Source organism: Ruegeria sp. BG7 (genome assembly GCF_056535685.1).
Genome location: NZ_JBQFIU010000001.1, coordinates 2,349,274 through 2,374,808, shown reverse-complemented (window position 1 = coordinate 2,374,808; position 25,535 = coordinate 2,349,274). Strand labels below are relative to the sequence as shown.

Sequence of the window (25,535 nt, the reverse complement as noted above, 5' to 3'; positions counted from 1 at the left end):
TTCTCAAAGCACTTTTTTACGCAGGCTGTGCGGCAGTCAGCCGGGCAACAATGACTTTGAACGGGATCAAAGCAATCAGCGCCAGCGACAGTTTCACCAGCCAGTCTGCAAAAGCCAGCGTCACCCACAGCGGGGCCATCGGGCCGGACAGCATGAACGGTACAGGCTCCCACGCCCAGTTGATCGCGGCATCGGCGTTGGCACCGAAGAAAGTGACCGAGGCCGAGAAGGCGATGGTGAAGAAGATGGCGGTATCAAGCGCTGATCCAACCAGCGTCGAGACCAAGGGTGCGCGCCACCAGCGGCCGCCGCGCATGGCGTTGAACACGGTGACGTCGGTCAGTTGAGCGATCAGGAAGGCCGTGCCCGAGGCAACTGCGATCCGCAGCGGTACGGCGGCGTATTCAAAACCGTCGCCTTGCAGCATGATCTGACTGCCGATCAGCGAACAGATGATACCGGTGACAAACCCGGCGAACACGACCTTGCGGGCCGGAACGACGCCGTAGACGCGGTTCACGATGTCTGTAACCAGAAAGGCCAGCGGATAGGTGAAAGCACCCCAGGTCAACAGCCCGTCAAGGATCAGGAACTGGACCAGGATGTTTGAGGCCACAACAATGGCGGCCATGGCAATGATGCCGGGAATGTAAGCGCGTTGCATGTTTTGATGCCCGTTTTAACAAGGTAGCGGCGACTTGGCCAAGGGACCGTCCCAAGGCAAGCCGTGCGTTTAGACCCTTGCCGTGGCTCTGTCAATCGGGCAGGAGATATTCCACCAATTCGGTTCGCTGCAGAGCCAGAAAGTTGTCATCCGAGATCATCGTGGCCCGCAAACGGCCCTGACCGTCACGCCAGATAGACAGCCCTTCGAGGTTGTCATGCGCGCCTTTTGTTGTTTCGAACAGGACCTCTTCGGCGCTGGGTGCGTCATCGGCCACATCCCATCGACGCAGCCGCGAGCGAAAGCCGAAAAAACCCAGCGTACGCTCGAGCACATAAAACTTTCCGTCCGGGCCGAAGTCGGCGCCGACAGGTTTGAAACCATCGCGCTGCGGCAAGACAAATGGGATCGACCATGCATCACCGTTCCAACGGTAAACCGGGATGTCCCCTTCAGCCGTACGGTCTTTTTCCGGCATTGTGTAAAGCTGGCTGCGCACATCGATGGCAAGAGCTTCGAAAGACCCATTGTCAGCGAGGTCGTTAAAGCCCGGGGGTCGCGGCAAAACTCGCGCCTTGGCACCTGGCTCTGGATAATAGGCGATCCGGTGCACCCCTTCGAACGAGATATAGAGCCCACCATCTGGTGCCAGCGCAAGCCCTTCGGAATCGCCTACACCACCTTTCATAATGCTCCCCTGGCTGGACAAGACCCGCCATTGATCCAAAACATAAATGCTGGTGATCTGGTCTCCGTCCCGCTCGACGCGAGCCGTGGCTATTCTGGCCCGATCGCTCAGCACCAGTATCTGTTGACTGTCGCCCAGAACGTGCAGCGCCGAAAACCCACCAAACCAATCCGCCGGATTATTCCATTCAAAACTGTGCAGATGGGTGGCGGACTTGATTTCGACCGCCACAACTGCCGTGGCCGCAAACAGAAAGACGCTTAGTTGGATTGCAAAACGGCGGCGCATTGTTGTGGCAAATCAGCCAGAACATATTCCCGGCGTTTCTTGGGGGCTGGGGCATTTGGGTCAGGTGGCGGCGGATTGAGGATGTTGTTCACCCATTCCTGCGCCTGAGCGCATCCATCGCCCTTGGGGGGCGGGTCCTGATTGACGCAACCCTTCGACCCTCGGGGGCATTTCAGACGGACGTGAAAATGATAGTGATGCCCCCACCATGGTCTGATCTTGCGCAAATAGGCGCGGTTGCCCTTCTCATCCTTGCACATTTGTACTTTAGCACCGGGAAAGACGAAAATACGCGCGACACGCTTGTCTTTGGCGGCTTCGCGCAGAACAGCATGGTGCTGTTTCGTCCAGTTCCCGTTGACAAAAGCCCCATTTGCGCGACGCAGAGAAATAGAAGAGATATTCTCGCGCGCTTTGCGGCTGAGACGCATGTTGTCCCCGGGCAGCATCCAGATGTCGATATCCAGACCCAGCTGGTGGGACCGATGGCCCGACGTCATCGGGCCACCCCGTGGTTGGCTGATATCCCCTATATAGAGACCGTTCCAGCCCGGCTGTTTCGCGGCAAACTTACTGAGGTCCTTGACGTAATCGATCGCCTCGGGGTGTCCCCAGTTGCGGTTGCGTGACAGACGCATAGCTTGCCAAGTGGCCCCGGTTTCGGGCAATTGCACTGATCCGGCGGCGCATCCGCGCGAATAACTGCCGAACGCGGCCGGTTTTTGTTGCGAATTGACCCGTTGCGCACCGAACAACTGCTTTGCCAACGGCTCTGCCGTCGCTGTACCCGCCAAAGCAAGTGCAGCCACGATTATCAAAAAACGCTTTAAAATCATCTGCTCTGATCCCCTTCCGGTCTGACCCAGCGCATCAGGAATAGTCCCAGAATAAACAACCCAACGATGGGTGACACCCCCAGCCGGGCACTGCCGGTCACGGTTGTTGCAATTCCGATCAAAAGCGGTGCCGCAAATGCTGTCGCGCGCCCCGACAGACCATAAAGCCCAAAGCTTTCCACCGGAGCCTCGGGATCAGTATGGCGCACCATCATTGAGCGGCTGGCCGATTGAAGAATGCCGCCCATACCACCGATCAACACACCGCAGCCGAAGAAAACGATATCCGGCAAACTGGATCCTTCTTCGAGCTGGATGCCATAGATTTGCGTCCGATCCATCATGACCACAGTGGCGCAGACGAATATCAGAACCCAAATCGCAACGATGATCACGGGTTTGGGGCCGTATTTCTTGTCCAGCTTGCCGCCGATCCAGGAAAATGCCGCCGCTGCCAAAACGCTGACAATCCCAAAAATTCCGATCTTGATCAGGTCCCACTCCAGCACCAAACGCGCGTAGACACCGCCAAAGCTGTAAAGCCCGTTCAGCGCATCACGGAAGAACATGGACGAACCGAGGTAGCTGGCAAGACTGACGCGATGGCGCAGGTTAGACACTGATTTTGCAAGCAGACGCAGCGCTTCACCCACGCTGCCCGTTTTGTCACTTGGTGCGTCATCGCGCACCCACAGGAAGTAGGGCACCATAAACAGAATGAACCAAGCAGCCGTAAACGGGCCGACAAAACGGGTGCCTTCCCGGGTCGCCGCATCTAGACCCAAGGCAGGCTCCATTCCGATCAGTGTTTTGCCGTTCGCCTGTTCCACAAACAGCGCCAACATGATCGCCAGTGAGATCAGGCCGCCAAAATAGCCAAATGCAAAGCCCGAGCCCGAAATCTCGCCCACTTCACTGTCGTCGCCCAGATCAGGTAGCTGAGAATTGATAAATATCAGCGCATATTCCGCGCCCACGAAACCCAGCCCAAAGGCCGACAGCATCAGCCACATGTTCGAGCCATCGGGCATCGTGTACCACAACGCGCCGGATCCAACCGCGTACATAACCGAAAACGCAAAGATCCACGGAATGCGCCGCCCCGACACATCCGCCATCGCCCCCAGCAAAGGCGCGCCAAAGGCAATGATTAACCCTGTGATCGTCAAACAGTTCGCCCAGACCGTTTGTGCCTGCGCGGCTGCGGCTTCGGCATCCAGTCCACTGTTCGCGTAATACCCGGCTGCCACCCCGGCAAAATATGGGCCAAAGACAAAGGTGACCAACAGCGTGTGATACGGCTGGCTGGCCCAGTCAAAGAACCACCAGCCCCAGATGCGCTTGCGTTTGGAAATCTCTGCCATTTCTGCCTCTGTTATTGTTGTGTTTATAAGACGGGGGTTTGGTTCAATTCGCAAGCGTTGAGTGTCAGGCACTTGCTCTTTGCCGCTGTGGTGCTTAGGTCTCGGCCAACAAGAAAACGGAGAACCCATGCTGTCGCTGATCCAAATCCTGCTGCTGATCCTGGACGTTGTCTGGTTCATCATTCTGGCCCATGTGATCATGAGCTGGCTGATCAACTTTCAGGTGCTCAACTTGCACCAGCAACTGGTTGCGCAAATCTGGTACGGGTTGAACCGCATATTAGAGCCTATTTACGGCCCAATCCGTCGCATCCTGCCCAATATGGGCGGGCTGGATCTGACACCTTTGGTGGTCCTGATCGGGGTCTATGCGCTGCGGATCATCCTGATCAACAATGCACCCTATTTCTACTGACCTCTTGTTCACCGAATCTTAGTATGTGATTGTCCTGTCTTAAGAGCAGATAAACCTTAAAACAGGGCAACCCCGCAGATGTTCGACTCCGCACCCTTGCTGCGAGATGTCTTTGGATTCGATGACTTCCGCCCCGGACAGGAAGAGATAGTCGATGCCGTGACCGCTGGCGAAAACGTGCTTGCGATCATGCCGACCGGGGGCGGTAAATCTCTGTGTTTTCAGCTGCCCGCCCTGCTGCGAGATGGCGTGACCGTAGTGATATCGCCACTGATCGCCCTGATGCGTGATCAGGTGCGTGGGTTGCAGGAGGCCGGGGTCGAGGCCGGGGCGCTGACCTCGGGCAACACACCTGAAGAAACCGACGCGGTGTGGGAAGCTTTGGAGGCCGGACGGCTCAAGCTACTTTACATGGCACCGGAACGTCTGGCGGCCGGGTCGGCGTTAGGCATGCTGCGCCGGATCAATGTCAGCCTGATTGCCGTGGACGAGGCGCATTGCGTCAGCCAGTGGGGCCACGATTTCCGCCCGGATTACCTGCGGATCGGTGAACTTCGGCGCGCGCTGGACGTCCCTCTTGCTGCCTTCACCGCCACGGCGGATGCAGAGACGCAAGACGAGATTGTCGAAAAACTGTTTGACGGCATCGAACCACACAAGTTTCTGCGTGGGTTTGACCGGCCCAACATCCATCTGGCTTTTGCTGCCAAGGACGGGCCGCGTAAACAGATCCTCGATTTCGCCGCTGCCCGTAAGGGTCAATCCGGCATTGTCTATTGCGGCACCCGCAACAAGACCGAAGTGCTGGCCAAGGCTTTGCGCGACGAAGGCCACACCGCCTGCCACTATCACGGCGGTATGGATCCCGAGGACCGGCGCATCGTCGAGGCGCGCTTCGCCCGCGAGGATGGTCTGATCATCGTTGCCACGGTTGCCTTTGGCATGGGCATCGACAAACCCGATATCCGCTGGGTCGCCCATGCGGACCTGCCCAAATCCATCGAGGCTTACTATCAGGAGATTGGCCGCGCTGGGCGCGATGGCGGCCCCGCCGAGACGCTGACCCTATTCGGCCCCGACGATATCCGCCTGCGACGGTCGCAGATAGACGAAGGGTTGGCCCCGCCCGAGCGCCGCATGGCCGACCACGCCCGCCTGAACGCTTTGCTGGGTCTGGCCGAGGCGCTGGTGTGCCGCCGTCAAACTCTGTTGGGCTATTTCGGCGAACAGGCCGAACCTTGCGGGAAATGCGATCTGTGCGACACGCCGCCCGAGGTCTTCGACGGCACCACCCCCGTCCGCATGGCCCTTTCCTGTATCTTGCGCACCGAAGAATGGTTCGGCGCGGGCCATCTGATCGATATTCTGCTGGGGAACGAGACCGACAAAATACGCGCGCGTCGTCACGACGATCTGTCCACTTGGGGCATCGGCAAAGACTGGTCGCGCCCTCAATGGCAAGCGATTTTCCGGCAGATGATGGGGCATGATCTGGTCCGCCCTGATCCAGAACGCCATGGCGCGTTACGCATGACCGAAGCTGCCAAGCCGATCCTGAAAGGCGAGGCGCAGATCAACCTGCGCAAGGACACGATCCGAAAGGCCACGCGCCGCCCCGCAGTGAAAGCCATGGTGTCCGAGGAAGACGCACCGTTGCTGTCGGCACTTAAGGCCAAACGCCGCGCTTTGGCAGAAACCGCACGTGTGCCAGCCTATGTGATCTTCCCTGATCGCACTTTGATCGAAATGGCTGAAAAACGCCCCGCTACACTGGATGACATGGCGCGTGTTGGCGGTGTTGGTGCCAAAAAGCTGGAACGCTATGGCGACACCTTCCTTGAAGTCATCGCAGGCGCGGTTGAGGCCGTGCACCCAGCCCGCCGCAAACTGGCGGGGCGGGACCAAGGTGAGATTTACGATCGTTTGCTCGAAGTACAGTCTCAGTTATCGCGCGGCCCCGATGGGATAGATAAGCCGCTGACCTGCTCGGCCTCGCAACTGGCGAAGGTGGCGCAGATGCGGCCGGATGATCCGCGCGGGATCGAGACAGTGTTGGGTGATCGGCGTCACGAAAGGTTTGGCGCTGCCTTTCTGGACGTGCTGCGTGAGGCGGGCTAGTTCGTTTTGCGTTTCAATGCTGTCAAAAGACGCTGCCTCTCCCTATGGTCGACCGCGCCTTTCGACAAAAGCACTTTTGGTAAAACGCAAAACGACCTAGATACACCAAATCAGGCAAGGAAAGAGGGCGGATATGCTGGTAGTGATTTCCCCGGCCAAGCGGCTGGATTGGGCAGAGCGGGATGTCGCGGTCACACAGCCCGACTTTCAGGATGACGCGATCCGGCTGTCAAAGACCGCACGGAACCTGACACTTGGCGACCTGAAAAAGCTGATGAGCCTGAGCGACGATCTGGCACGCCTGAACCGCGACCGCTATCGCGCCTTTGTGGACGCGCCCGAGGCCGAGGCTACGCGCCCTGCAGCGCTGGCCTTTGCTGGCGATACTTATCAAGGTTTAGAGGCTGCATCTCTGGATGCGGACGAAATGGCATGGGCCCAGGATCACCTTCGCATCCTCTCGGGACTTTACGGCATGCTGCGACCGCTGGATGCGATTCAGCCTTATCGGCTGGAGATGGGCAGCAAGTTGAAAACCCGGCGCGGCAAGAATCTTTATGACTACTGGGGCGACCAGCTCAGCAAAGCGCTGAATGCACAAGGCACGGAAATTGGCAGCGATGTTCTTATCAACTGCGCCAGCCAGGAATATTTTGGCGCGGTTGACCCAAATGCGCTGAAACTGCGTGTCGTCACGCCGGTGTTCATGGAAGATAAGAACGGCACCCCGAAAATCGTCAGTTTCTTTGCTAAAAAAGCACGCGGTGCGATGGCGCGTTACATCATCCAGCACCGCCTGACCAACCCCAAGGCTTTGTTGGAGTTCGACACAGGCGGTTATGCCTATCGCGCGGACCTGTCAGAAGAGGACAAACCGGTCTTTGTTAGACCCTATGCGGCCTGAAAACATCTGTAAAACAACAAAGATCATTGATTGCGTGTCAGGAAGGAAGCGAGGGGTCAGCCCCTCGCGCTCCCCGAGGTATATTTAGCCAGATGAAGCAGGATCATGTTTGTTGTCACTACAGCCTCTGCTGGTCTCTTCAGGATTGGTTTCATCAACGCGGGTCACGTCGTCTGGTTGATGTTGCAGGATCATTTGATGGATGAGTGTCTTGTGCAGAGGTTTAGTCAGGTAATGGTCGAGCCCGGCAGATAGGATCCCCTCATCGTCCCCTGCCATCGCGTGAGCGGTCAAGGCAACAATGGGGACGTGTCGGCCGGTTTCGACCTCGAGCTTTCGGATTTCCGTGGTGGCCTGTTTCCCGTCCATTTTTGGCATAGAGATATCCATGAATATCAGATCGGGTTCGAACTCCTGATAGATCTCAACCGCTTCGAGGCCATGCGATGCAAAGCGCAGGTCGATATTCAAATCCTTTACCATCTTTTTCAGGATCAGTTGATTGGTACGGTTGTCTTCCGCCGCGAGAATTTTCATGTGACGGGTATTGGTTTCTTTGGTTTTGTCCTTATTAGACTCATAAATTTTCGGTTTGGCCAAGCAATCAGCCGTAGAAGACGCTTTGAGAGCCATCAGCCTGCCATAGAGTTCAGACCGGGGGATTGGTTTCTGCAAAACGCCGCTCACCAGGTCGCGCGCCGGATGGGCGTGTATCAAAGCGGGATTTGCGGACATCACGATCACAGGCAGATCCCCCCAGCCCCGGTCTTTGAGCGAGGTTGCAAGGTCCAACCCGTCCATGTCCGGCAGGTCGTGATCGCACAAGACCAGCTCAACCCGATCAGTTATTTTGGCCAGCGCTTCCCCCCCCGAAGTACAAACGGTGACTTCAGCACCCAGGCGGCCAAGCTGCTTCGCAAGGATGGCCCGGTTTACGGCCAGATCTTCGACCACCATGACGTGTTTCACACAATCTTTCAGATCTGGAGGTTCGGGTTGCGGACCTTCGGCGGTGGGCAGCGATATGCGAAACCCAAAACAGGACCCCTGCCCCATCTCACTTTCGACCCAGACCGCGCCGCCCATCATGGAAATCAGGCGTTTGGTGATGGCCAACCCCAGCCCCGTACCTTCGAACTGGCGGTTGCGTTCGTCTTCAACTTGATTGAACTCGCCAAAGATATGGCCGATTTTTTCAGGCTCGATTCCGATGCCTGTGTCTTCGATGGCTACATGAATATCGCAGGTTTGTGCATCTGGATGAGGCACACCAGTGACACGGATCAAAACGTGCCCTTCGGACGTGAACTTGACCGCATTGCCAACCAAGTTGGTTAAAACCTGCCGAATCCGGCCCGGATCACCGACGAACAGAGTGGGCAGGAACAAATCATAATCTACCAGCAATGTCAGACCCTTGTCGCGTACGCTGGGCTGCAACAGCATCGCAACCTCTAGAATACAGCGCTCTAGGTCGAAGTGCTCTGGGTGCAGGACAAGTTTGTCAGCTTCGATTTTCGAATAATCCAGAACGTCATTGATAATCACAAGCAGGGCTTCACCTGAGTTTCTGATCGTATTGACGTACAAGCGCTGTTCTTCATTCAAAGGGGTTTCGTCCAGCAACTCGCTCATCCCGACGATGCCGTTCATCGGAGTGCGGATTTCGTGGCTCATGTTAGCCAAGAACGCGGATTTGGCGCGGTTGGCCGCCTCCGCCCGTTCACGCGCTGCTGTCAGTTCGGTCTCATGTCGCACCGAAGCCGTGATGTTAAGCGCAAGGCTGACAACGTCGCCGCCGCTTCCCCGTTGGTCGATCAGACGAATGTATTGCCCATTCCACAGTTGCAACACGATCGGTGGCGGATTGGCACGCTTCCAACGCATTTGCATCTTGGCGCGCCACGCGTCAGCGGTTTCATCCCCAATGTCAACAATGCCTTCGGTTGTCAGCAATTCAAGAATTCGAGGATAAGTTATCCCGGGCACCACCTCATCCAAACCATCCAAAACACTTAGATAAGCGGTGTTGGCCCCGATCAGGCGACCATCGCAGTCAAAAAAAGCAAAACCGTCCTGGATGGTCTGAATTGAGTGCCACAGACGACGTTCTGCCACCTCGATCTTGGCATGAGCTACGGTCAGATCGGATTTGACCTTTTCATTCTCATCCCGGACGGTTTCGACCTCGGCCTGTGTTTCACCGATACGTTTGGTCAAAGCCATGGCATGCTGGCCGAGTTTCCGGTTGGCCGCCGAAAGCTCGGCCTGTTTCAGCGATAACATACGCTCGGCGGCCAGCCGCGCGCGCCGCTCCTGTGCCAATTTTTGTGCAAGACTCATTGTGATCTTTTCCGGGATGTACAGATTTCAGCATCGCGGCAGAGAATGAAAAACTGTTTAAGCCGTTGCGCAACCGGCGCGCGCCATGCAAGGCTGAGCACAAAGAGGAGGGCAGCATGCACCGCTTTGTTTTTATTTCAATAACTTATATCTTTTCACTCTTGATCCTGCCCGTCACCGCTCTGGCGCAGAACGCCGTGCCTGACTTCCGCTATATCACCACGCGGGATACCGATTTTTATGGGTCAGATCTGGATGCGCTGTTTGACACAGATCTGAAATCATGCATTCGGGCTTGCTCGGCCAATGATCGCTGCACAGCTTTCACCTATAACACGCGATCCAATGCCTGCTTTCCCAAGGACGGGGTGACCCAGCAAGAGGCGTATCAGGGTGCGCTTTCCGCGCAAAAGGTAACGACTTCGGAACAGGCTCTGATATTGGGCAAAACCCGTGCGGCGGCGTTGAGCGTGCTGGGTTCTGCTGATTTGAATCGGGCGACAGATCAGGCGCGCAACCTGGGATTCCTGCATCCTGCCGGCGGTTACGACCTGCAAGCTGTGTTGGACGCAGCGAATAGCGCGGGCAGTGCGACACAAGCGATGCAATGGACCGGTGTTGCCGTGTCTCTCAGCGATGCACCGGATCTTTGGGTGGAATACGCGCGCCTGTTGCTGACCATTAATCCCTCAGGCTGGAACGAGCGGCGCGATCTTCGAAACCGTGCACTGAATGCCGCGATCAATGGTTATTTGCGGTCCGAGGGCACGGGATCACAAATCACGGCCTTGATGACTTTGGCCAACGCTCTGGAAGCCGTGGACCGTGGCCGCGACATGATCCCCGCTCTTCGGCTGGCCGAACAGCTTCAGCCGCGTGAGGACGTACTGGCCGCGCTGGATGATGCAATCGGGAAATACGGGTTTCGAGTGGTCGATACCTCGGTCGAGAGCGACGCGGTCGCGCCCCGGATCTGTGTTGAGTTTTCGGAACCTCTTGTCAAGGCCGGTGTTGACTACGATCCCTATGTGCAGCGCAATGACACCGGCTTGGTTGTTCAGGTCGACGAAAAGCAGCTTTGCGTAGATGGGGTCGCGCATGGCCAGCGCTATCGCCTGACTTTACGCCAAGGTTTGCCTGCCGCTTCGGGTGAGGCATTGAATCGCAACGTTGAACTGACCCACTATGTACGCGACCGCACACCGTCGGTTCGGTTTCCCGGACGCAGCTATGTTCTTCCGAAATCTGCGGATGCGGCTTTGCCGGTCGAAACGGTCAACGTTACTGAGCTGGAGCTGATCCTGCGGCGGGTCAGCGACCGGAACCTGTTGCGCGCGGTGCAACAGGACTTCTTTGGCCGTCCGCTCAGTGAATGGCAGGAAGAGGAATTCTCGGACCAGATTGCCGAGGATATCTGGACCGGCACTGCCGAGGTATCCAATCAGTTGAACCAAACCATGACAGCGCGCCTTCCTATGGCAGAGGCCATCGCTGGTCAGTCTGCAGGCATCTATGCGCTGACAGCCCGTGTTCCCGGGGCTGATCCTTATGACGACCCCGGCGCGACGCAATGGTTTGTGTTGTCCGATCTGGGGATCAGCACCGCACTTGGCACAGATGGGCTTCACGTGACGGTGCGCGGCCTCAGCGATGCGGCACCCCGTCAGGATGTCGAGGTTTCGCTGGTCACTAATGCAAACGCGGTCATCGCAACCGCGCGGACCGATGAAACCGGCTATGCCACCTTCGATCCCGGCCTGATCCGCGGAAAAGGGGCCAGTGCGCCTGCCTTGGTGATGGCCTCTGCCGGGGACAGCGATTTCAGCTTTTTGTCCCTCACCGATCCCGCCTTTGACCTGTCGGATCGCGGCGTTGAAGGGCGCGCGCCTGCGGGGCCGGTTGATGTCTTCCTGACCACGGACCGGGGTGCCTATCGTGCCGGAGAGGTCATCCATGTCACCGCGCTGTCCCGAGATGGTGAGGCACAGGCAATCGTAGGGCTGCCCCTCACAGCGATCCTGTATCGCCCGGACGGGGTTGAATACCGTCGATCTGTCTCGGACGGGGGCGTTGTCGGGGGGCATGTTTTTGCACTGCCTGTGGCCGTAGACGTACCGCGTGGGGCCTGGAAGCTTGAGATCAAATCTGACCCCAAAGGCGAGGCACTGGCGCGTCAGACGGTGCTGGTCGAGGACTTTCTGCCTGAACGTATCGATTTCGATCTGTCCCTACCCGACGCGCCCTTGCGGCCCGGCGATAGCCCACCGCTTTCCATAGATGCGCGCTATCTTTTTGGTGCGCCGGGATCTGACCTGAGCATTGACGGACAGGTCATCGCGCGCGCCGCGGATACCGTTCTGGGGTACGAAGGTTACCGCTTTGGCCGCTACGATGCTGAGGCCGTGATCAAAAGCACGTATTTCGGAAACACGCGCACGGATGCGGCGGGACAGGCCACCGTAGCCGTCGAAATTCCAGTGTTAGAGACTGAAGGAAAGCCCATTGAGGCTGAAATCATCGCACGATTGACCGATGGCTCTGGCCGTCCGGTTGAACGTCGCCTGTCTGCTCCGGTCCTGCCACCGCAGCCGGCGATCGGTGTCAAAACTTTGTTCGAAGAGGTTGTTCCCGAAGGTACCGAAGCTGCGTTTCAGATCGTCGCCCTCGCTCCTGATCTAACGCCCAGCCCTATGCGCCTGCGCTGGACTCTGAACCGGGTCGAGACGCGGTATCAGTGGTATCAGCTGTACGGCAACTGGAATTGGGAACCGACAACCCGCCGCACGCGCATTGCCACCGGCGAAGTGGACATCTCTACCGATCCTTTGACTCTGGCGCAGCCCGTGGATTGGGGCCGTTATGAACTGGTCGTCCAGCGCGTCGACGGCACATATGCCGAAACCGCCGTCGATTTCTATGCAGGCTGGTATCAGGCCGCGGATGCGTCAACTACACCGGACCGGCTTGAGATGTCGCTGGACCGTGACAGCTATCGCGCAGGTGATACCGCGCAGTTGCGGATCGTCCCGCGCATGGCGGGCGTTGCCCAGATCGAAATCCTGTCCAACCGGCTGATCCATCGCCAGATGGTGGACGTGCCGGAAGGTGAAACCGTGATCCCGATCCAAGTGACCGAAGATTGGGGTGCGGGGGCGTATGTCACCGCCACGGTCATCCGTCCGATGAACGTCGTAGCAGGTCAAAACCCGGCGCGTGCGATGGGTGTAGCACATGCCACCATTGATCCAGCAGATCGCAAACTGGACGTCGCAATTGATGTGCCCGAGGTCACATCGCCACAGCAAACGCAAAAGGCCCGTGTTAGGGTCGAGAACGCCTCGGAGAATGACCCTGTCTGGCTGACACTGGCTGCAGTGGATGTGGGCATTCTGAACCTGACTGGATTCGAAAGCCCGGATCCGCAGGAATATTACTTTGGGCAACGCCGTCTTGGCGTGGATCTGCGCGACGTTTACGGGCGCCTGATCGACGGCATGACCGGAGCGATGGGCACCGTCCGTTCCGGCGGTGACGCCGACAACGGCTTGCGTCGCCAATCCCCACCTCCGACGCAAGACTTGATGGCCGTATTCAGCGGCCCGGTTCAGGTCGGCCCGGACGGAGAGGTTGAGGTGGACGTTCCCCTACCCGCCTTCAATGGCACTGTCCGATTGATGGCGGTTGCGTGGTCACCCAAAGCGGTCGGGCAGGCCGAAGCCGATATGATCGTCCGCGATCCGGTGGTCGTCACCGCCAGCCTGCCGCGCTTCCTTGCCCCCGGAGATCAAAGCCGAATGCGGCTTGAGATCGTTCATGCCGATGGCACACCCGGAGAGATGGCACTTGGTCTGACGGCTTCCGGTGGATTGGAGCTGGGCGCGGCACCGACCAGCTTTGTGTTGGAAAACGGTGGCAAGGCGATCTTTGACATCCCCGTCACAGCCAGCGTTGTTGGCGATCCCGAAATCAGTGTTTCGATCACCACACCGGACGGCCGCGACCTGTCGCAAACCCTGCGCATGCCCGTACGTGCCAACGATCCGGTGATTGCACAGACACGACGTTTCGCGTTGGGGGGCGACGACAGTTTCCTGTTTTCGCAGGACGTATTTGACGGGTTCCAGCCCGGTTCGGCCAAGGCCATCCTATCTGCCGGAGCTTTGGCAAAGTTCGACACGCCCGGTCTGTTGGATCAGTTGAACCGTTACCCCTATGGCTGCACGGAACAGATCACCAGCAAAGCCCTGCCGCTGCTTTATCTGTCATCCGTCGCGCAAGCCTCGGGGCTGGGGGACGGTCCGGTGGTGGATCGGCGCATCACAGAGTCCATTCGCAGCGTCCTGACCCGTCAGGCTGCCAATGGTGCCTTTGGCCTGTGGCGCGCGGACAGCGGAGATTTCTGGTTGGACGCTTACGTGACAGACTTCCTGTCCCGTGCGCGCGCTCAGGGATACCCAGTGCCGGATCGCGCCTTTGCCCAGGCCATGGATAACCTTCGAAACAGGGTCAACTATGCGCCCGACTTCGACGAAGGCGGTCAGGATATTGCCTATACCCTGATGGTTCTGGCACGAGAAGGCGCAGCCTCGATGGGTGATCTGCGTTACTATGCAGATGTCAAAGGGGATGCGTTTGACACCCCATTGGCAGCTGCACAATTGGGCGCAGCGCTGGCATCTTATGGCGATCAGACTCGGGCGGATGCGATGTTCAACCGTGCCGCTCGCATGTTGGAACAGGTCCCCGATGAGCAGGAAAATTACTGGCGCGCGGATTACGGCACACACCTGCGGGATTCGGCGGGTCTGTTGACCCTTGCCGTGGGCGCGGGCAGCGAGGCCGTCAATCGCGACGCACTGATCCAACGTGTCAGCGCCGGTCGCGCCCCATTGTCCACGCAAGAGGCAACGTGGTCGCTTTTGGCCGCCCATGCGCTGGTGTCTGATCCGACTGGATCGGGCTTGACCGTCAACGGCTCTCAGGTGTCTGGTCCGTTTGTGCAGGTTCTGCAGTCTGGTCAGGTGGATGAGGTCAATATCACGGCAAGTGACGGCCAAGCAACGGACATCACCCTGACAGTCACCGGGATTCCTGAGGTTCCGCCGGAGGCGGGTGGCACCGGTTATTCGATCGAACGGCAATATTACTCGATGGATGGCGATCCGATTGACGCCAACAGCTTTGAAACCGGTGAAAGGTTTGTCACGGTTCTGACAGTGACCCCGTTCGAAAGTGGCGGGGCGCGGCTGATGGTCGATGATCCACTTGCCGCAGGGATCGAAATCGACAACCCCAGCCTGTTGCGTTCAGGCGATGTGCGTTCGCTTGACTGGTTGGATCTGTCCGATGCCACCCATACCGAGTTCCGCTCGGACCGTTTCCTCGCCGCTGTTGATCTGTCCGGGCGAGAAACAGTGACGCTGGCCTACGTCGCGCGCGCTGTTACGCCGGGTGTCTTCCATCATCCTGCAGCCTCGGTCGAGGATATGTACCGCCCGCAAAACCGCGCGCATACAGCGACTGGCCGGATCGAGGTTCAGTGATTTGCACCGCGCTATATCACTGCCCGGGTGGCTGTCATGCATAGGCCGTCGAGGCTTCTGCTGGCTCTGGCCGGTGCCCTCTATCTGACGGCACTGGCACGGGACGGTCTGCACCGCTGGGTCGATGCCACAGTTCTTCCCCCTGTTCTGACCGAAACATCAGTCGAGATGCAGGACCGGAATGGCGACCTTTTGCGTGCGTTTCCCGTTGAAGATGGGATTTGGAGACTGAATCCCGGTGCGGTCGATCCGAATTTCACCGCAATGCTCGTCCGGTACGAAGACAAACGGTTCTGGACACATGCCGGAGTGGACCCGGTTGCGATGCTTCGCGCTGTGGGGCAAAGCCTTTGGAATGGACGCACGGTGTCCGGTGGGTCAACCTTGACCATGCAGGTCGCGCGGCTGATCGAAGATGGCTCAACCGGGCGCTGGAGCGGTAAAATTCGTCAAATTAGAGTCGCATTGGCCCTGGAGCAGCAGTTAAGCAAACGGCAAATCCTGACCCTCTATCTGACCCACGCACCCTATGGGGGCAATCTGGAAGGTATCCGAGCCGGTACCCGTGCATGGTTTGGAAAAGACGCAACTCGGTTGACCGCAGCACAGGCGGCCCTGTTAATCGCATTGCCGCAATCCCCGGAAGCTCGGCGCCCGGATCGTCAGCCAGAGACAGCCCGAGTAGCCCGTGACCGGGTTCTGCGCAGGCTCGAGCGATATGGCACCCTGACTGCGGCTGAAACCAGCGCGGCCATAGCAGAAACCATTCCAGACCACATGCGAACCTTCCCGCGTCTGGCGCCGCACCTGACCGACCGCGTGAAACGTCTGACCCCGGCAACCGGCGCGGTCGATTTGACGTTGAACGCCCGGTTGCAGGCCCGGTTGGAGGGTTTGGTGGCCCAAGCCGCTATCCGTGCCGGGCCGCGCGTATCCGGGGCCTTGATCGTCGCGGATCACCGCAGTGGTGAGGTTTTGGCCTCGGTCGGGTCCGCCGGGTATCAGGATGCCCGTCAGGGCTTTGTGGATATGACCCAAGCGCTGCGGTCGCCTGGATCAACTTTGAAACCACTGGTCTATGGGCTGGCCTTCGATCAGGGACTGGCCCACCCCGAGACCCTGATCAGCGACAGCCCCGTAATGTTCGGTCGATACGCCCCGCGCAATTTTGATGGCGCATTCCGGGGCGATGTAAGGGTTCGGGACGCTCTGCAATTATCACTGAACATTCCTGTTGTGCGTCTGACAAACGCGTTGGGACCTGCGCGCGTGATGACGGCGCTGCGCTTGGCTGGATCAGAACCACGTCTGAACGGCGGCACGCCCGGATTGGCGATCTCATTGGGCGGTGTGGGGTTGAGCCTGCGCGATCTGGTACAGATTTACGCCACTCTTGCAGCCGGTGGGCAAGGCCCGATCCTGCATCATGACGCTCTGGCGGATACGCGGCAAACTCCGCGCGTTCTGTCAGAAACCTCTGCCTGGCAGGTTGCCGACATTCTGGCCGGGCTTTCACCCCCAGCAGGCGGTGCGACAGGGGCGCTGGCCTATAAAACCGGCACATCTTATGGCCACCGCGATGCCTGGGCCATCGGCTTTGACGGGCAGCATGTCATTGGGGTCTGGCTGGGTCGTGCGGACGGAACGCCAGTTCCCGGCGCGTTCGGAGGCGATCTCGCCGCACCGCTTCTGGCCGAAGCCTTCAGCCTGCTGAAACCCGCGCTTTCCCCGCTGCGTCCGCCGCCGCCCTCGACCTTGCTGGTCGGCGCTGCGCAATTGCCCCAACCCTTGCAACGTTTCCGCCCCCGCACGGCGGCTTTTGAAAATGATCCTTCGGCGCCGGACCTGCTGTTCCCGCCTGAAAACGCCGTGTTAGAGACATTTGGAGCACCCCTAACGGTCAAACTGCGCGGGGGTGTCGCGCCATTTTCAGTGCTGGCGGATGGTGTGCCCGTGCTGACTGGACAGCGGCAGCGAGAGTTCGATATCCCCAACCCGGGGGCCGGTTTCACCTTGCTTGTTGTGGTGGATGCGCAGGGCCAATCGGACCGGGCAGCAATCAGGATTGATTAGCGCCGCCCTTCGCGCAGCCAACCGCCCAACAGGAACCCTCCTGCCAGTAGCAGAACCAGCCAGGGCGGCAACAGACCCGCCTGCGTAACATCCCGTGTTTCATACGCATTTCGTGGGGTCAGACCGATCCAACCCCGGCCAGCCGCAGGACGCCCTGCGCGCACGTCGCGGATGGATGGCAAACCGTCTTCCAAACGGATCACGCCACCCCGCATATTGGCCAAGATCGGTTCCAGAACATCGCCGGTTGCGATGGTACGCTCAAACTCCTTCGGTGCAGCAGGGCCAAGGCCAATCACGGCCATATGGTCGCCTTCCTGCAACCGGTACAGTCCGATCTCTGGCCCATAGTATTGTGCTTCGAACCGACCGGGAGAAACTTCTTCCAAGGTGATTTCCAAAGTCTCGCCATTCGGGCGCGTCACCGTCACTGGCCCAACCTCATCTTCAAGCGTCTGGCGAATGATGCGCATCGATTGCCCGTTGGCCTCGGCCCACAGCGCCTCTTCTTCCAATTCGGGTTCCTTCATCATCCAATGGGCCAGCCTGCGCAGCAGTTCCAACTGCGGGCCACCACCTTCAAAACCGCGGCTCCACAGCCAAGCGTGGTCGGAGGCCAGCATCGCAACGCGCCCCTCGCCAACGCGATCCAGAACCAGCAGCGGGCGTTCTTCAATACCTGTCATCAAAACCTCGCCCGAGCGGTGATTCACGTCAATCTGACGCAACCACGCCCCCCAATCCTCGGAATCGCCCAGATTGGTTGTCACCGGATGACGTTGCCCCAAGTCGCTGACCATTGGCACATACCGTTCTTCGAACACTCGTGCCGAAGGCTGCGCCGGCAAGATCGGCGCCAGAGGAGATCGGAAGATACTATCGGCACTGGCGAAATCGGGACCTGCCGCAATTAGAACCGCGCCCCCGTCATTGATGTAACTGGTAACGTTGTCCAGATAGATCGCTGGCAGGATGCCGCGCCGCTTGTAACGGTCAAAGATTATCAGATCGAAATCGTTGATCTTTTCCAGAAACAGCTCACGCGTGGGAAAGGCGATAAGGGACAGCTCATCAACAGGCACACCATCCTGTTTCTCAGGTGGGCGCAGAATTGTGAAATGTACCAAATCGACCGAGCTGTCGGATTTCAACAGGTTGCGCCATGTGCGTCCACCGGGATGCGGCTCCCCCGAGACCAGTAGAACGCGCAGACGATCCCGAACGCCATTCATCTGGATCAGGGCAGTGTTGTTTCGGTCGGTCAATTCACCGTCGGCCTGCGGCACAGAAAATTGGATCACGTTGCGCCCGCCATGGGGCAGCGTGATGGGCAGTTCTACATCACGACCAATGGGAACACTGAACTGCTCGGGTGCGCCGCCATCGACCGAAATCTCTAGTGGCGCAGTCGCCGCGCCCGCAGGTGCAGCACCACTGTCTTCCACCCGAAGGGTCAATGTGACCGGCTCGCCAATAATGGCAAACGCCGGCGCATTGCGGACGATAAGCCTACGATCCCAGTCACTTTCACGCCCGGTTTGCAGAAGGTGCATCGGTGCGGGCAGGTCCGGGGCCTGATCGACATCGTGCACAATCCCGTCTGACACCACCAGGATACCAGCGATCCGGGCACGGGGTTCTTCGGCCAAAGCCTCATTCAGGGCGGCCATAACCTGCGTGCCTTCATCCCCGTCCCCGTCGCCAACCTGAATGCGGCGCAGTTCCGTGTTGTTGCGCCCCTCAATCTCGGCAGCGAGTTCCTCGGCAGCCTGTGCGGTTTGTTCCGCCCTGTCCGAAAGCGACTGGCTGGCGCTTTCATCCTCGACCATCAGGACAATATCTGTCAGCGGTGCGCGATCTTCGATCTGATAAACCGGACCGGACAGAGCCGCCAGAACCACCAGAGCCGCCAACCCACGTAGCGCCCAGCCCGACAGGCCACGCCACAGGGCCAACACAACCCCAGCCACGGCAATCGCACCCACAGCGGCCAGAATAGGCCACGGGATCAGTGGGTCGAATATGACGGTTCCGGTCATTGTCCTAGCCTGTCCAGAAGGGCGGGCACGTGGACCTGATCGGATTTGTAATTCCCGGTCAGCACGTGCATCACCAGATTGACGCCAAAACGATTGGCCAGTTCTCGCTGCCGTTCTCCGGCGTAACCGCGCCCGACAGGCAGCAGAGCCTGCCCGTTGCGATCCACTGCCCAGGCCCCGGCCCAGTCATTCCCACCGATGACGACCGGGGTCACGTTGTCATTGAGGTTGCGGAACGGCATCCCTTCGATCTGTTCCGCATCCAGTGGCGCAGCTTCCACCCAGACTTCTGTGCCAGAGTAACGGCCCGGGAAATCCTGCAACAGATAGAACGTTCTGGTCAGAACGTGATCACGTGGAATCGGCTCTAATGCAGGGATATTCAGCGGTGCAGCCAGTTGCTGCAGCTTGCGGCCATTCGGGCTGGACGCGCCGAAACCAGCGATGTCCGCATCACGCGTGTCAAACAGGATCATCCCACCCGAGCGCAGATAGGCGTTCAGTTTCGCATAAGCTTCAGCAGAAGGTTGAGGCTGGCTTGGGGAAATCGGCCAGTACAGCAGCGGAAAGAATGCCAGCTCATCGCGTTCCAGATCGACGCCGATTGGTTCAGCGGGTTCCACCGAAGTGCGATAGAACAAGGTTTGTGCCAATCCCCGCAACCCTGCCTGCGCAATATCGTCCACCTGTGCGTCGCCGGTCAGCACATGTGCCAGAACCAGTTCATGCGTCGCCGCCAAGGCGAATTCGGTGTCTTCCGGCGTCTGCGCCTGAACCTCGGGCACCAGCAGAAACGCCGCCAGAACCCCGGCAGCAGCACGAGCCAAACCCAACCGGCCGGACAGAGCCAAAGAGGCGATCACGTCGATTGTAAGCAAGATCAGGGCAAGGCTAAGCAGCAGACCTGACAGCGGCGTTTCGGTGCTGGCCTCTTGCCCTTTGATCGGCACATTGGCTGGCCAGACCACCGGACGCAGTTCGCTATCCTCGGAAACAACATTCAGCGCCAGCTTCTGCTTGCCGCTTTCATACAGGCCCGGACGTAGATCCGGCCCGATCTGCCCTGAAATCAACTGCACCCCGTCCACACCAACCAGCGTGCCCGCGTCAGACAATGTGCCAAAACCGTCCATGATCTGCACCGGCTCCCACGTGGTGCCCTGCAACTGCGCCTCTTGCCGGGATTTCGCAGCCGAGGCCACGGCCAGACGATCCAGCATTTCGACAAACAGGCCCGACAGCGGCAGACTGGACCATTCTGCATCTGCGGTCACGTGGAACAGCACCACCTGCCCCAATCCCAACGCCTTGCGCGTTACCAATGGCGTTCCGTCGGACAAAGACGCAATCACGCGATCCGCCAGATTAGGGTCTGGTTGAGCCATGACCTGGGTCGAGACGACCACATCACCCGGGATATCCAATCCGTAGAACGGTGAATTCTCGGGGAACGGGGCCAGGGTCTTGGCCTCACCCCAGCTCATCGCGCCACCAACAGATCGTCCGCCGCTGCGCAGACGTGCGGGCAATAGGGTGTCTTCGGTGTCCCGCCCCAGATCGCTGGCTGCCATGCGCGGACCAGCAAACCGCAGCAGCAGGCCACCCTGTTCGACCCATTCGATCAGACCGGCCTCTTCGGTATCCGACATTTGCGCGACATCCGACAGGACAATCACGTCCGGGTTCGCAGGCAGAACCTCAAGCAGACCACCATCGACAAAATCTGCCGTGGGGATCAGAACCTGTGTCAGGTAATGCAGAGGCGACAACAGCTCCAGCCCTTCACGGTTCAGGGTGCCGGCAATCAGCGCAACCTCACGCCGACGCAAGCTGTCATCTGTCAGGGTCACGGCCCCGGCTGATCTTTGGCCCTGAATTTCAAAGCGCGTGATCCGAGCGCGCAATTCCGACGGCAGTGCCAGTTCGATCTGCGCCGTGGTTTCCCCGGCTTCAAAGGTCAGGTCGACCGAATGCAGCACCCGCGCCGTGCCTGCCGGATCGCGCCCCTGTGCCAGAACCGTCACCCGTTCTTCCGGGCCGGGACCCGCGCGTTGAACCGTCAATTGGATCAGCCCGTCCTGATAGGCTGCCGGCAGGATCGCAATGGGCCTTGATGCCCCCTGATAGACCGTCACATCACCACGCGCCTGAAGGGCAGAAACCAACCCTGCATGTTGGGCATAGTCCAACCTGTCGCTGAACCAATGCGTTTCAAAGCCGCCTTCAACCTCGTCCAGTGCCGCAATGGTTTGCGAAAGCTGATCTGCGGTCGGTTGCCAAGGGTTTGGGGTCAGTCCCGGAAGGCGCCCGCGCCATGCCTCGGCCGCTTGAAAAACGGGTTCTTCCGGCTCTGTCAGGCGCAGAATCGCAACAGTTCGTCCTGCACGTCCGGCTTCGGACAGTTGAGTGTCTATCTGGTCCAGCGTAGCCGACCAGCGCGTTGCACCAGCCCAACTGGCATCCAGCACCAGCAACAGCGGACCGGTGCCGGTCTCATCCCGCGATGGGTTCAGAACCGGTCCGGCCAGACCGATGATAATGGCCGCAGCCGCCAAAATCCGCAGCAGCAACAACCACCATGGGGTACGATCCGAAACACTTTCGTCATCCTTCAGCCCCAACAACAGCGTAACAGCCGGGAACATCCGGCGGATCGGTGCGGGCGGTACAGCGCGCAGAATCAGCCATAGGATCGGCAGGGTCAAAAGCCCCAGCAAAACCCATGGCGCGGTAAAGCCTATGCCCGCAAGAACCGTCATCGCGTGCCCCCATCCAGGGCCCGATAGAGCCACAATAGAGCCGCTTGTGCGCTATCGCCCGTATGGTGCAAGCCCAGTTGCCAGCCGGTTGCACGGCACAACTGCGTCAGGGCATCCTTGCGGCGTGCAAGACGTTCCAAATAGCGGTCCCGCAACTCAGCCGCCTTGAGGGTTTCGTGTCGGACAGATCCTCCGACGCTTTCGAAAATCGTCCGGCCCCGATACGGAAATGTCTCTTCGACTGGATCAAGCACTTGCAACACCACACCGCGCACGCCGCGGTCAGCTGCTTTGGTCAGGGCCAATTCAACCTCATCCAAGGGACCAAGGAAATCCGAGATAAACACGGCGCGGGCATGGGGGATCATGGCACGGTGTTCAGGCGGGGCGTAATCCGTTTGATCATCTTCAGACCAGGCTTGCGCCAAACGGATGATCTGCGCGTTGCCGCGCCGGGGCGGCAGGGTTGTGCCGGTCAGGCCGACACGTTCTCCGCCGCGTACCAGCAAGATCGAGGTTGCCAGCCCCAACAACCGGGCGCGATCCACCTTTGTTAGCAGCGATTTGTCAGACGAAAACCGCATAGACGCACCTTGATCGACCCAAAGCATCACCGATTGCGCGATCTGCCATTCGCGCTCGCGCACAAACTGCTGATCCCCCCGCGCCGAACGGCGGTGGTCGATCATCCTGCGGCTGTCCCCGATTTGCGCGGGGCGGTATTGCCAGAAATCATCGCCCATACCCGAGCGCCGCCGCCCGTGATCGCCCAACAGGACGGTTCCGGCCAAATGCTCGGCCCGCGCCAAAAGGGGCGGCAGCCGGGACGCCTCGGCCTCGGATCTTTCGCGAAGGGTCAGCGCCGCATTCACGCCGCGGCCTCGGTGCGGATCAGACCGGCAGCCGTCGAGTCAATCAGCTCGGCAAGGCTGTCACCGCGCGCCCGCGCCGCAAAGTTCAACGCCATCCGGTGGCTGAGCACCGGGCGCGCCATGTCCAGAACATCCTCGGCATTCGGAGCCAACCGCCCCTGCAACATCGCACGTGCCCGCACCGTCATCATCAGCGCCTGCGCCGCGCGGGGGCCGGGGCCCCAGGCCACGGTTTCCGAAACGCGTTCGGACACGCCTGCTTCCTCAGGGCGGAACGCGCGAACCAGATCAAGGATCAGTTCAACCACCGATTCACCCACTGGCATCCGGCGCAGCAGGACTTGGGCCGCCAACAGGTCTTCTTTGCTGAAAATCTGATGCGCCTCTTCCTCTTCCACACCGGTTGTGGCCAGCAGAATATCGCGCTCGGTCTGCCGATCCGGGTATTCGACGTCGATTTGAACCAGAAAACGGTCCAGCTGCGCCTCGGGCAGCGGATAGGTGCCTTCCTGTTCGATCGGGTTTTGCGTGGCCAATACGTGGAAGGGCGTTCCCAGCGAACGATCTTCACCCGCCACTGTCACCGTGCGTTCCTGCATCGCTTGCAGCAAAGCCGACTGCGTTCGCGGGCTGGCGCGGTTGATCTCATCCGCCATCAACAACTGGCAGAAGATCGGGCCGGAGATAAAACGGAAATGCCGTGAACCGTCATCGGCAGTATCCAGAACCTCGGACCCAAGAATATCTGCGGGCATCAGGTCGGGCGTGAACTGAATGCGGTTGCCGTTCAAGCCCATCACAGTCGACAGCGTTTCGACCAACCGCGTTTTTCCCAGCCCCGGCAAACCGATCAGCAGGGCATGACCACCGCACAACAGCGCGGTCAGGGTCAGATCCACAACCCTTTCCTGCCCGATGAAGCGACGGGTGATCGAGGACTTGGCCTCTTGCAGCTTGTTTTCCAGCGCTTCGATCTCGGCTACGAGGTCGGCAGGTTCGGTCATGACTTTCCCTTCTGTGGACTAATATGATTGAAGTGTATCGCGCTAAGAGGAAATGGCAAAAGCAATGAGCGGACAAAAACCTGTGAAACCGTCGCCGGATGGTCTGGCTGCATCAGTCAAAGCGGCCAAAACCAAGGGTTTACCGCCCGTTCACCTATGGAATCCCCCGTTTTGCGGCGATCTGGACATCCATATCGCAAAAGATGGCACCTGGAGTTACTTAGGCTCACCCATCAACCGTTTCGAGCTGGTGAAGCTATTTTCCTCAATTCTTAAGAAAGAAGACGGGAAATACTTCCTCGTCACCCCGGTCGAGAAGGTGGGAATCACTGTTGAAGACGCCCCGTTTGTCGCCGTGGATTTTGATCGAGATGGCGAAGGCGAGCAGCAAAACCTGACCTTTACTACTCATGTAGGCGATCACGCTGTTGCAGGTTCAGGTCATCCGATCCGGATCGTTATCGACCCGGTGACAAACGAACCTTCACCCTACATCATGATCCGTTCCGATCTTGAAGCACGCATAGATCGCAAAAGTTTCTATCGCCTCGTTGAGATTGGCACCCATCACGACGGCTGGTTTGGCGTTTGGTCTGGACAAAAGTTCTTTGGGCTGATCCCGTCAACCGAGCTTGGCTGATCCTCGGCACCGTCGAGGCGCGCGGTCCTGCGCCAAGACAACGGCCAAAGCGACGACACCCGCGCCCAGCGCGCGGGTCCAGTTCCAGTCATCCCCCAGCATCAGCATGATCAGCATCACGTAAAACGGTGCGATGTTGATATGGAACGACGCTAAGGCAACGCCCAGTTTACCAACTGACGCGATGAAAAGAACCTGGCTCAGCCCCATGGCAATCAGCGCATAGATCATAAGCATCCCAACCTGCTGCGCATCCACTGCTGCGCGCGGCATCACATCCATACCCATTTGCGCGGACCCAAAACAAAGAACCCCGGCCATCAGCAACCCACCTGTAAAGGTGATCGTGGTGCGCCCGGTTTGGCTGAGCTCGGGAAAGTCGCGAACCGTCGCCATGCTGGCCCAGCAGAAAAGTCCGGTTGACGCAATTGCACAGACAGCGCCCAGCCCCAGTTGCGCCGGAGCATTGGCGCTGGTGGCAATCAATCCGCCCACAATCGACACCAGCACGCCAATGGCAAAGTTCCACTTTAAACGCCGGGTGCCAGCGGCAAGTTCAAGCAACGTTGCTGCCAGCGGCGCGCAGGACGCAATAATTGCAACGGTTACCGGGTCTGTTAACTTCTGAGCAAGGATCAAAAGGAACATGCCGATCCCGTACCCAAAACTGCCAACAAACATTGCCCGGCCCCATTTCGCCCTCAATACGCGGCTTGGTCCGTCAAGAATAAACCAGAGCGGTAACATCGCACCGACAGCCAAAGCCAGGCGCGCCGCCAGCAGAGCAACTGGGGGCCAGCTTTGCAAAAGCACGTCGGCCGCAGGAAACCCGGCCGCCCAAGCCATCATCGACGCCACGGCCAGTCCGTTGCCCGACAGGGCCGAACTGCGCGCAGATGAGAACGATGCCGCGTTCCCGCTTGCGGGTTCAGGGCTCATGGCCATGGGATCAGACCTTTTTTGTTGTTACAGCCTGGAAATGATT

At 59.0% G+C, this 25,535-nt stretch carries 16 protein-coding genes; 6 read left to right on the top strand and 10 right to left on the bottom strand.

Features of this window, described 5'->3' with window-relative positions; all coding sequences use genetic code 11:
• Window positions 1-16: 16 nt before the first annotated feature.
• The 4 genes from ACR3EH_RS11710 to ACR3EH_RS11695 all read right to left on the bottom strand — a co-directional run bounded on the left by ACR3EH_RS11710 (window position 17) and on the right by ACR3EH_RS11695 (window position 3,840).
• On the bottom strand, window positions 17-664 hold the full coding sequence (locus ACR3EH_RS11710; RefSeq protein WP_171184427.1) for a queuosine precursor transporter: 648 nt from the start codon (window positions 662-664) through the stop codon (window positions 17-19).
• A 91-nt stretch (window positions 665-755) separates the two neighbouring features.
• A complete protein-coding gene (locus tag ACR3EH_RS11705) occupies window positions 756-1,640 on the bottom strand; it encodes an esterase-like activity of phytase family protein (RefSeq protein WP_171184428.1) in 885 nt (294 codons plus the stop codon).
• Entirely contained in the window at window positions 1,613-2,476 is an 864-nt protein-coding gene (gene mepA / locus ACR3EH_RS11700) for a penicillin-insensitive murein endopeptidase (RefSeq protein ID WP_171093108.1), read from the bottom strand. The genes ACR3EH_RS11705 and mepA overlap by 28 nt, the downstream gene beginning before the upstream one ends.
• Complete coding sequence (locus ACR3EH_RS11695; protein ID WP_171184430.1) at window positions 2,473-3,840, bottom strand: MFS transporter; 1,368 nt, start codon at window positions 3,838-3,840, stop codon at window positions 2,473-2,475. The genes mepA and ACR3EH_RS11695 overlap by 4 nt, the downstream gene beginning before the upstream one ends.
• 127 nt (window positions 3,841-3,967) lie before the next feature.
• On the opposite strand from ACR3EH_RS11695, the gene ACR3EH_RS11690 reads away from it, so the two are divergent.
• From ACR3EH_RS11690 to yaaA, 3 genes are all read left to right on the top strand, one after another.
• Window positions 3,968-4,255, top strand: a complete 288-nt coding sequence (locus ACR3EH_RS11690; protein ID WP_171178365.1) for a YggT family protein — start codon at window positions 3,968-3,970, stop codon at window positions 4,253-4,255.
• A gap of 78 nt (window positions 4,256-4,333) precedes the next feature.
• Window positions 4,334-6,373, top strand: coding sequence for a DNA helicase RecQ (gene recQ / locus ACR3EH_RS11685; protein WP_171184432.1), 2,040 nt, complete (start codon window positions 4,334-4,336; stop codon window positions 6,371-6,373).
• Between the two features lie 133 nt (window positions 6,374-6,506).
• On the top strand, window positions 6,507-7,277 hold the full coding sequence (gene yaaA / locus ACR3EH_RS11680) for a peroxide stress protein YaaA (RefSeq protein ID WP_171184433.1): 771 nt from the start codon (window positions 6,507-6,509) through the stop codon (window positions 7,275-7,277).
• An 84-nt stretch (window positions 7,278-7,361) separates the two neighbouring features.
• Here the strand turns inward: yaaA and ACR3EH_RS11675 are convergent, their stop codons facing one another.
• Window positions 7,362-9,620, bottom strand: a complete 2,259-nt coding sequence (locus ACR3EH_RS11675) for a response regulator (RefSeq protein WP_171675826.1) — start codon at window positions 9,618-9,620, stop codon at window positions 7,362-7,364.
• Window positions 9,621-9,736: 116 nt separating this feature from the next.
• Between ACR3EH_RS11675 and ACR3EH_RS11670 the strand changes: the two genes are divergently transcribed.
• Both ACR3EH_RS11670 and pbpC read left to right on the top strand, forming a co-directional pair.
• Window positions 9,737-15,163 carry an alpha-2-macroglobulin family protein gene (locus ACR3EH_RS11670; RefSeq protein ID WP_171648277.1) on the top strand — a complete coding sequence of 1,809 codons (5,427 nt, stop codon included), beginning with the start codon at window positions 9,737-9,739 and terminating at the stop codon, window positions 15,161-15,163.
• A gap of 36 nt (window positions 15,164-15,199) precedes the next feature.
• Entirely contained in the window at window positions 15,200-17,236 is a 2,037-nt protein-coding gene (pbpC, locus tag ACR3EH_RS11665) for a penicillin-binding protein 1C (RefSeq protein WP_171184440.1), read from the top strand.
• On the opposite strand, the gene ACR3EH_RS11660 is transcribed toward pbpC, so the two are convergent.
• From ACR3EH_RS11660 to ACR3EH_RS11645, 4 genes are read right to left on the bottom strand one after another with little or no spacing between them, the layout of a single operon-like run.
• The gene (locus ACR3EH_RS11660; RefSeq protein WP_171093093.1) at window positions 17,233-19,275 is read right to left on the bottom strand and encodes a hypothetical protein; all 2,043 of its coding nucleotides are present in this window, start codon (window positions 19,273-19,275) and stop codon (window positions 17,233-17,235) included. The two genes, pbpC and ACR3EH_RS11660, sit on opposite strands and share 4 nt — an antisense overlap.
• Window positions 19,272-22,034 (bottom strand): DUF4159 domain-containing protein, encoded by a 2,763-nt coding sequence (locus tag ACR3EH_RS11655; RefSeq protein WP_171184443.1) that lies wholly within the window; start codon window positions 22,032-22,034, stop codon window positions 19,272-19,274. The genes ACR3EH_RS11660 and ACR3EH_RS11655 overlap by 4 nt, the downstream gene beginning before the upstream one ends.
• Window positions 22,031-22,906 carry a DUF58 domain-containing protein gene (locus ACR3EH_RS11650; RefSeq protein ID WP_171184445.1) on the bottom strand — a complete coding sequence of 292 codons (876 nt, stop codon included), beginning with the start codon at window positions 22,904-22,906 and terminating at the stop codon, window positions 22,031-22,033. The genes ACR3EH_RS11655 and ACR3EH_RS11650 overlap by 4 nt, the downstream gene beginning before the upstream one ends.
• Window positions 22,903-23,910 carry an AAA family ATPase gene (locus ACR3EH_RS11645; RefSeq protein ID WP_171093089.1) on the bottom strand — a complete coding sequence of 336 codons (1,008 nt, stop codon included), beginning with the start codon at window positions 23,908-23,910 and terminating at the stop codon, window positions 22,903-22,905. The genes ACR3EH_RS11650 and ACR3EH_RS11645 overlap by 4 nt, the downstream gene beginning before the upstream one ends.
• 64 nt (window positions 23,911-23,974) lie before the next feature.
• On the opposite strand from ACR3EH_RS11645, the gene ACR3EH_RS11640 reads away from it, so the two are divergent.
• Window positions 23,975-24,550, top strand: coding sequence for a DUF1285 domain-containing protein (locus ACR3EH_RS11640; RefSeq protein WP_171184447.1), 576 nt, complete (start codon window positions 23,975-23,977; stop codon window positions 24,548-24,550).
• Here the strand turns inward: ACR3EH_RS11640 and ACR3EH_RS11635 are convergent.
• On the bottom strand, window positions 24,533-25,489 hold the full coding sequence (locus ACR3EH_RS11635; RefSeq protein ID WP_171184449.1) for a DMT family transporter: 957 nt from the start codon (window positions 25,487-25,489) through the stop codon (window positions 24,533-24,535). The two genes, ACR3EH_RS11640 and ACR3EH_RS11635, sit on opposite strands and share 18 nt — an antisense overlap.
• Window positions 25,490-25,535 lie beyond the last annotated feature (46 nt).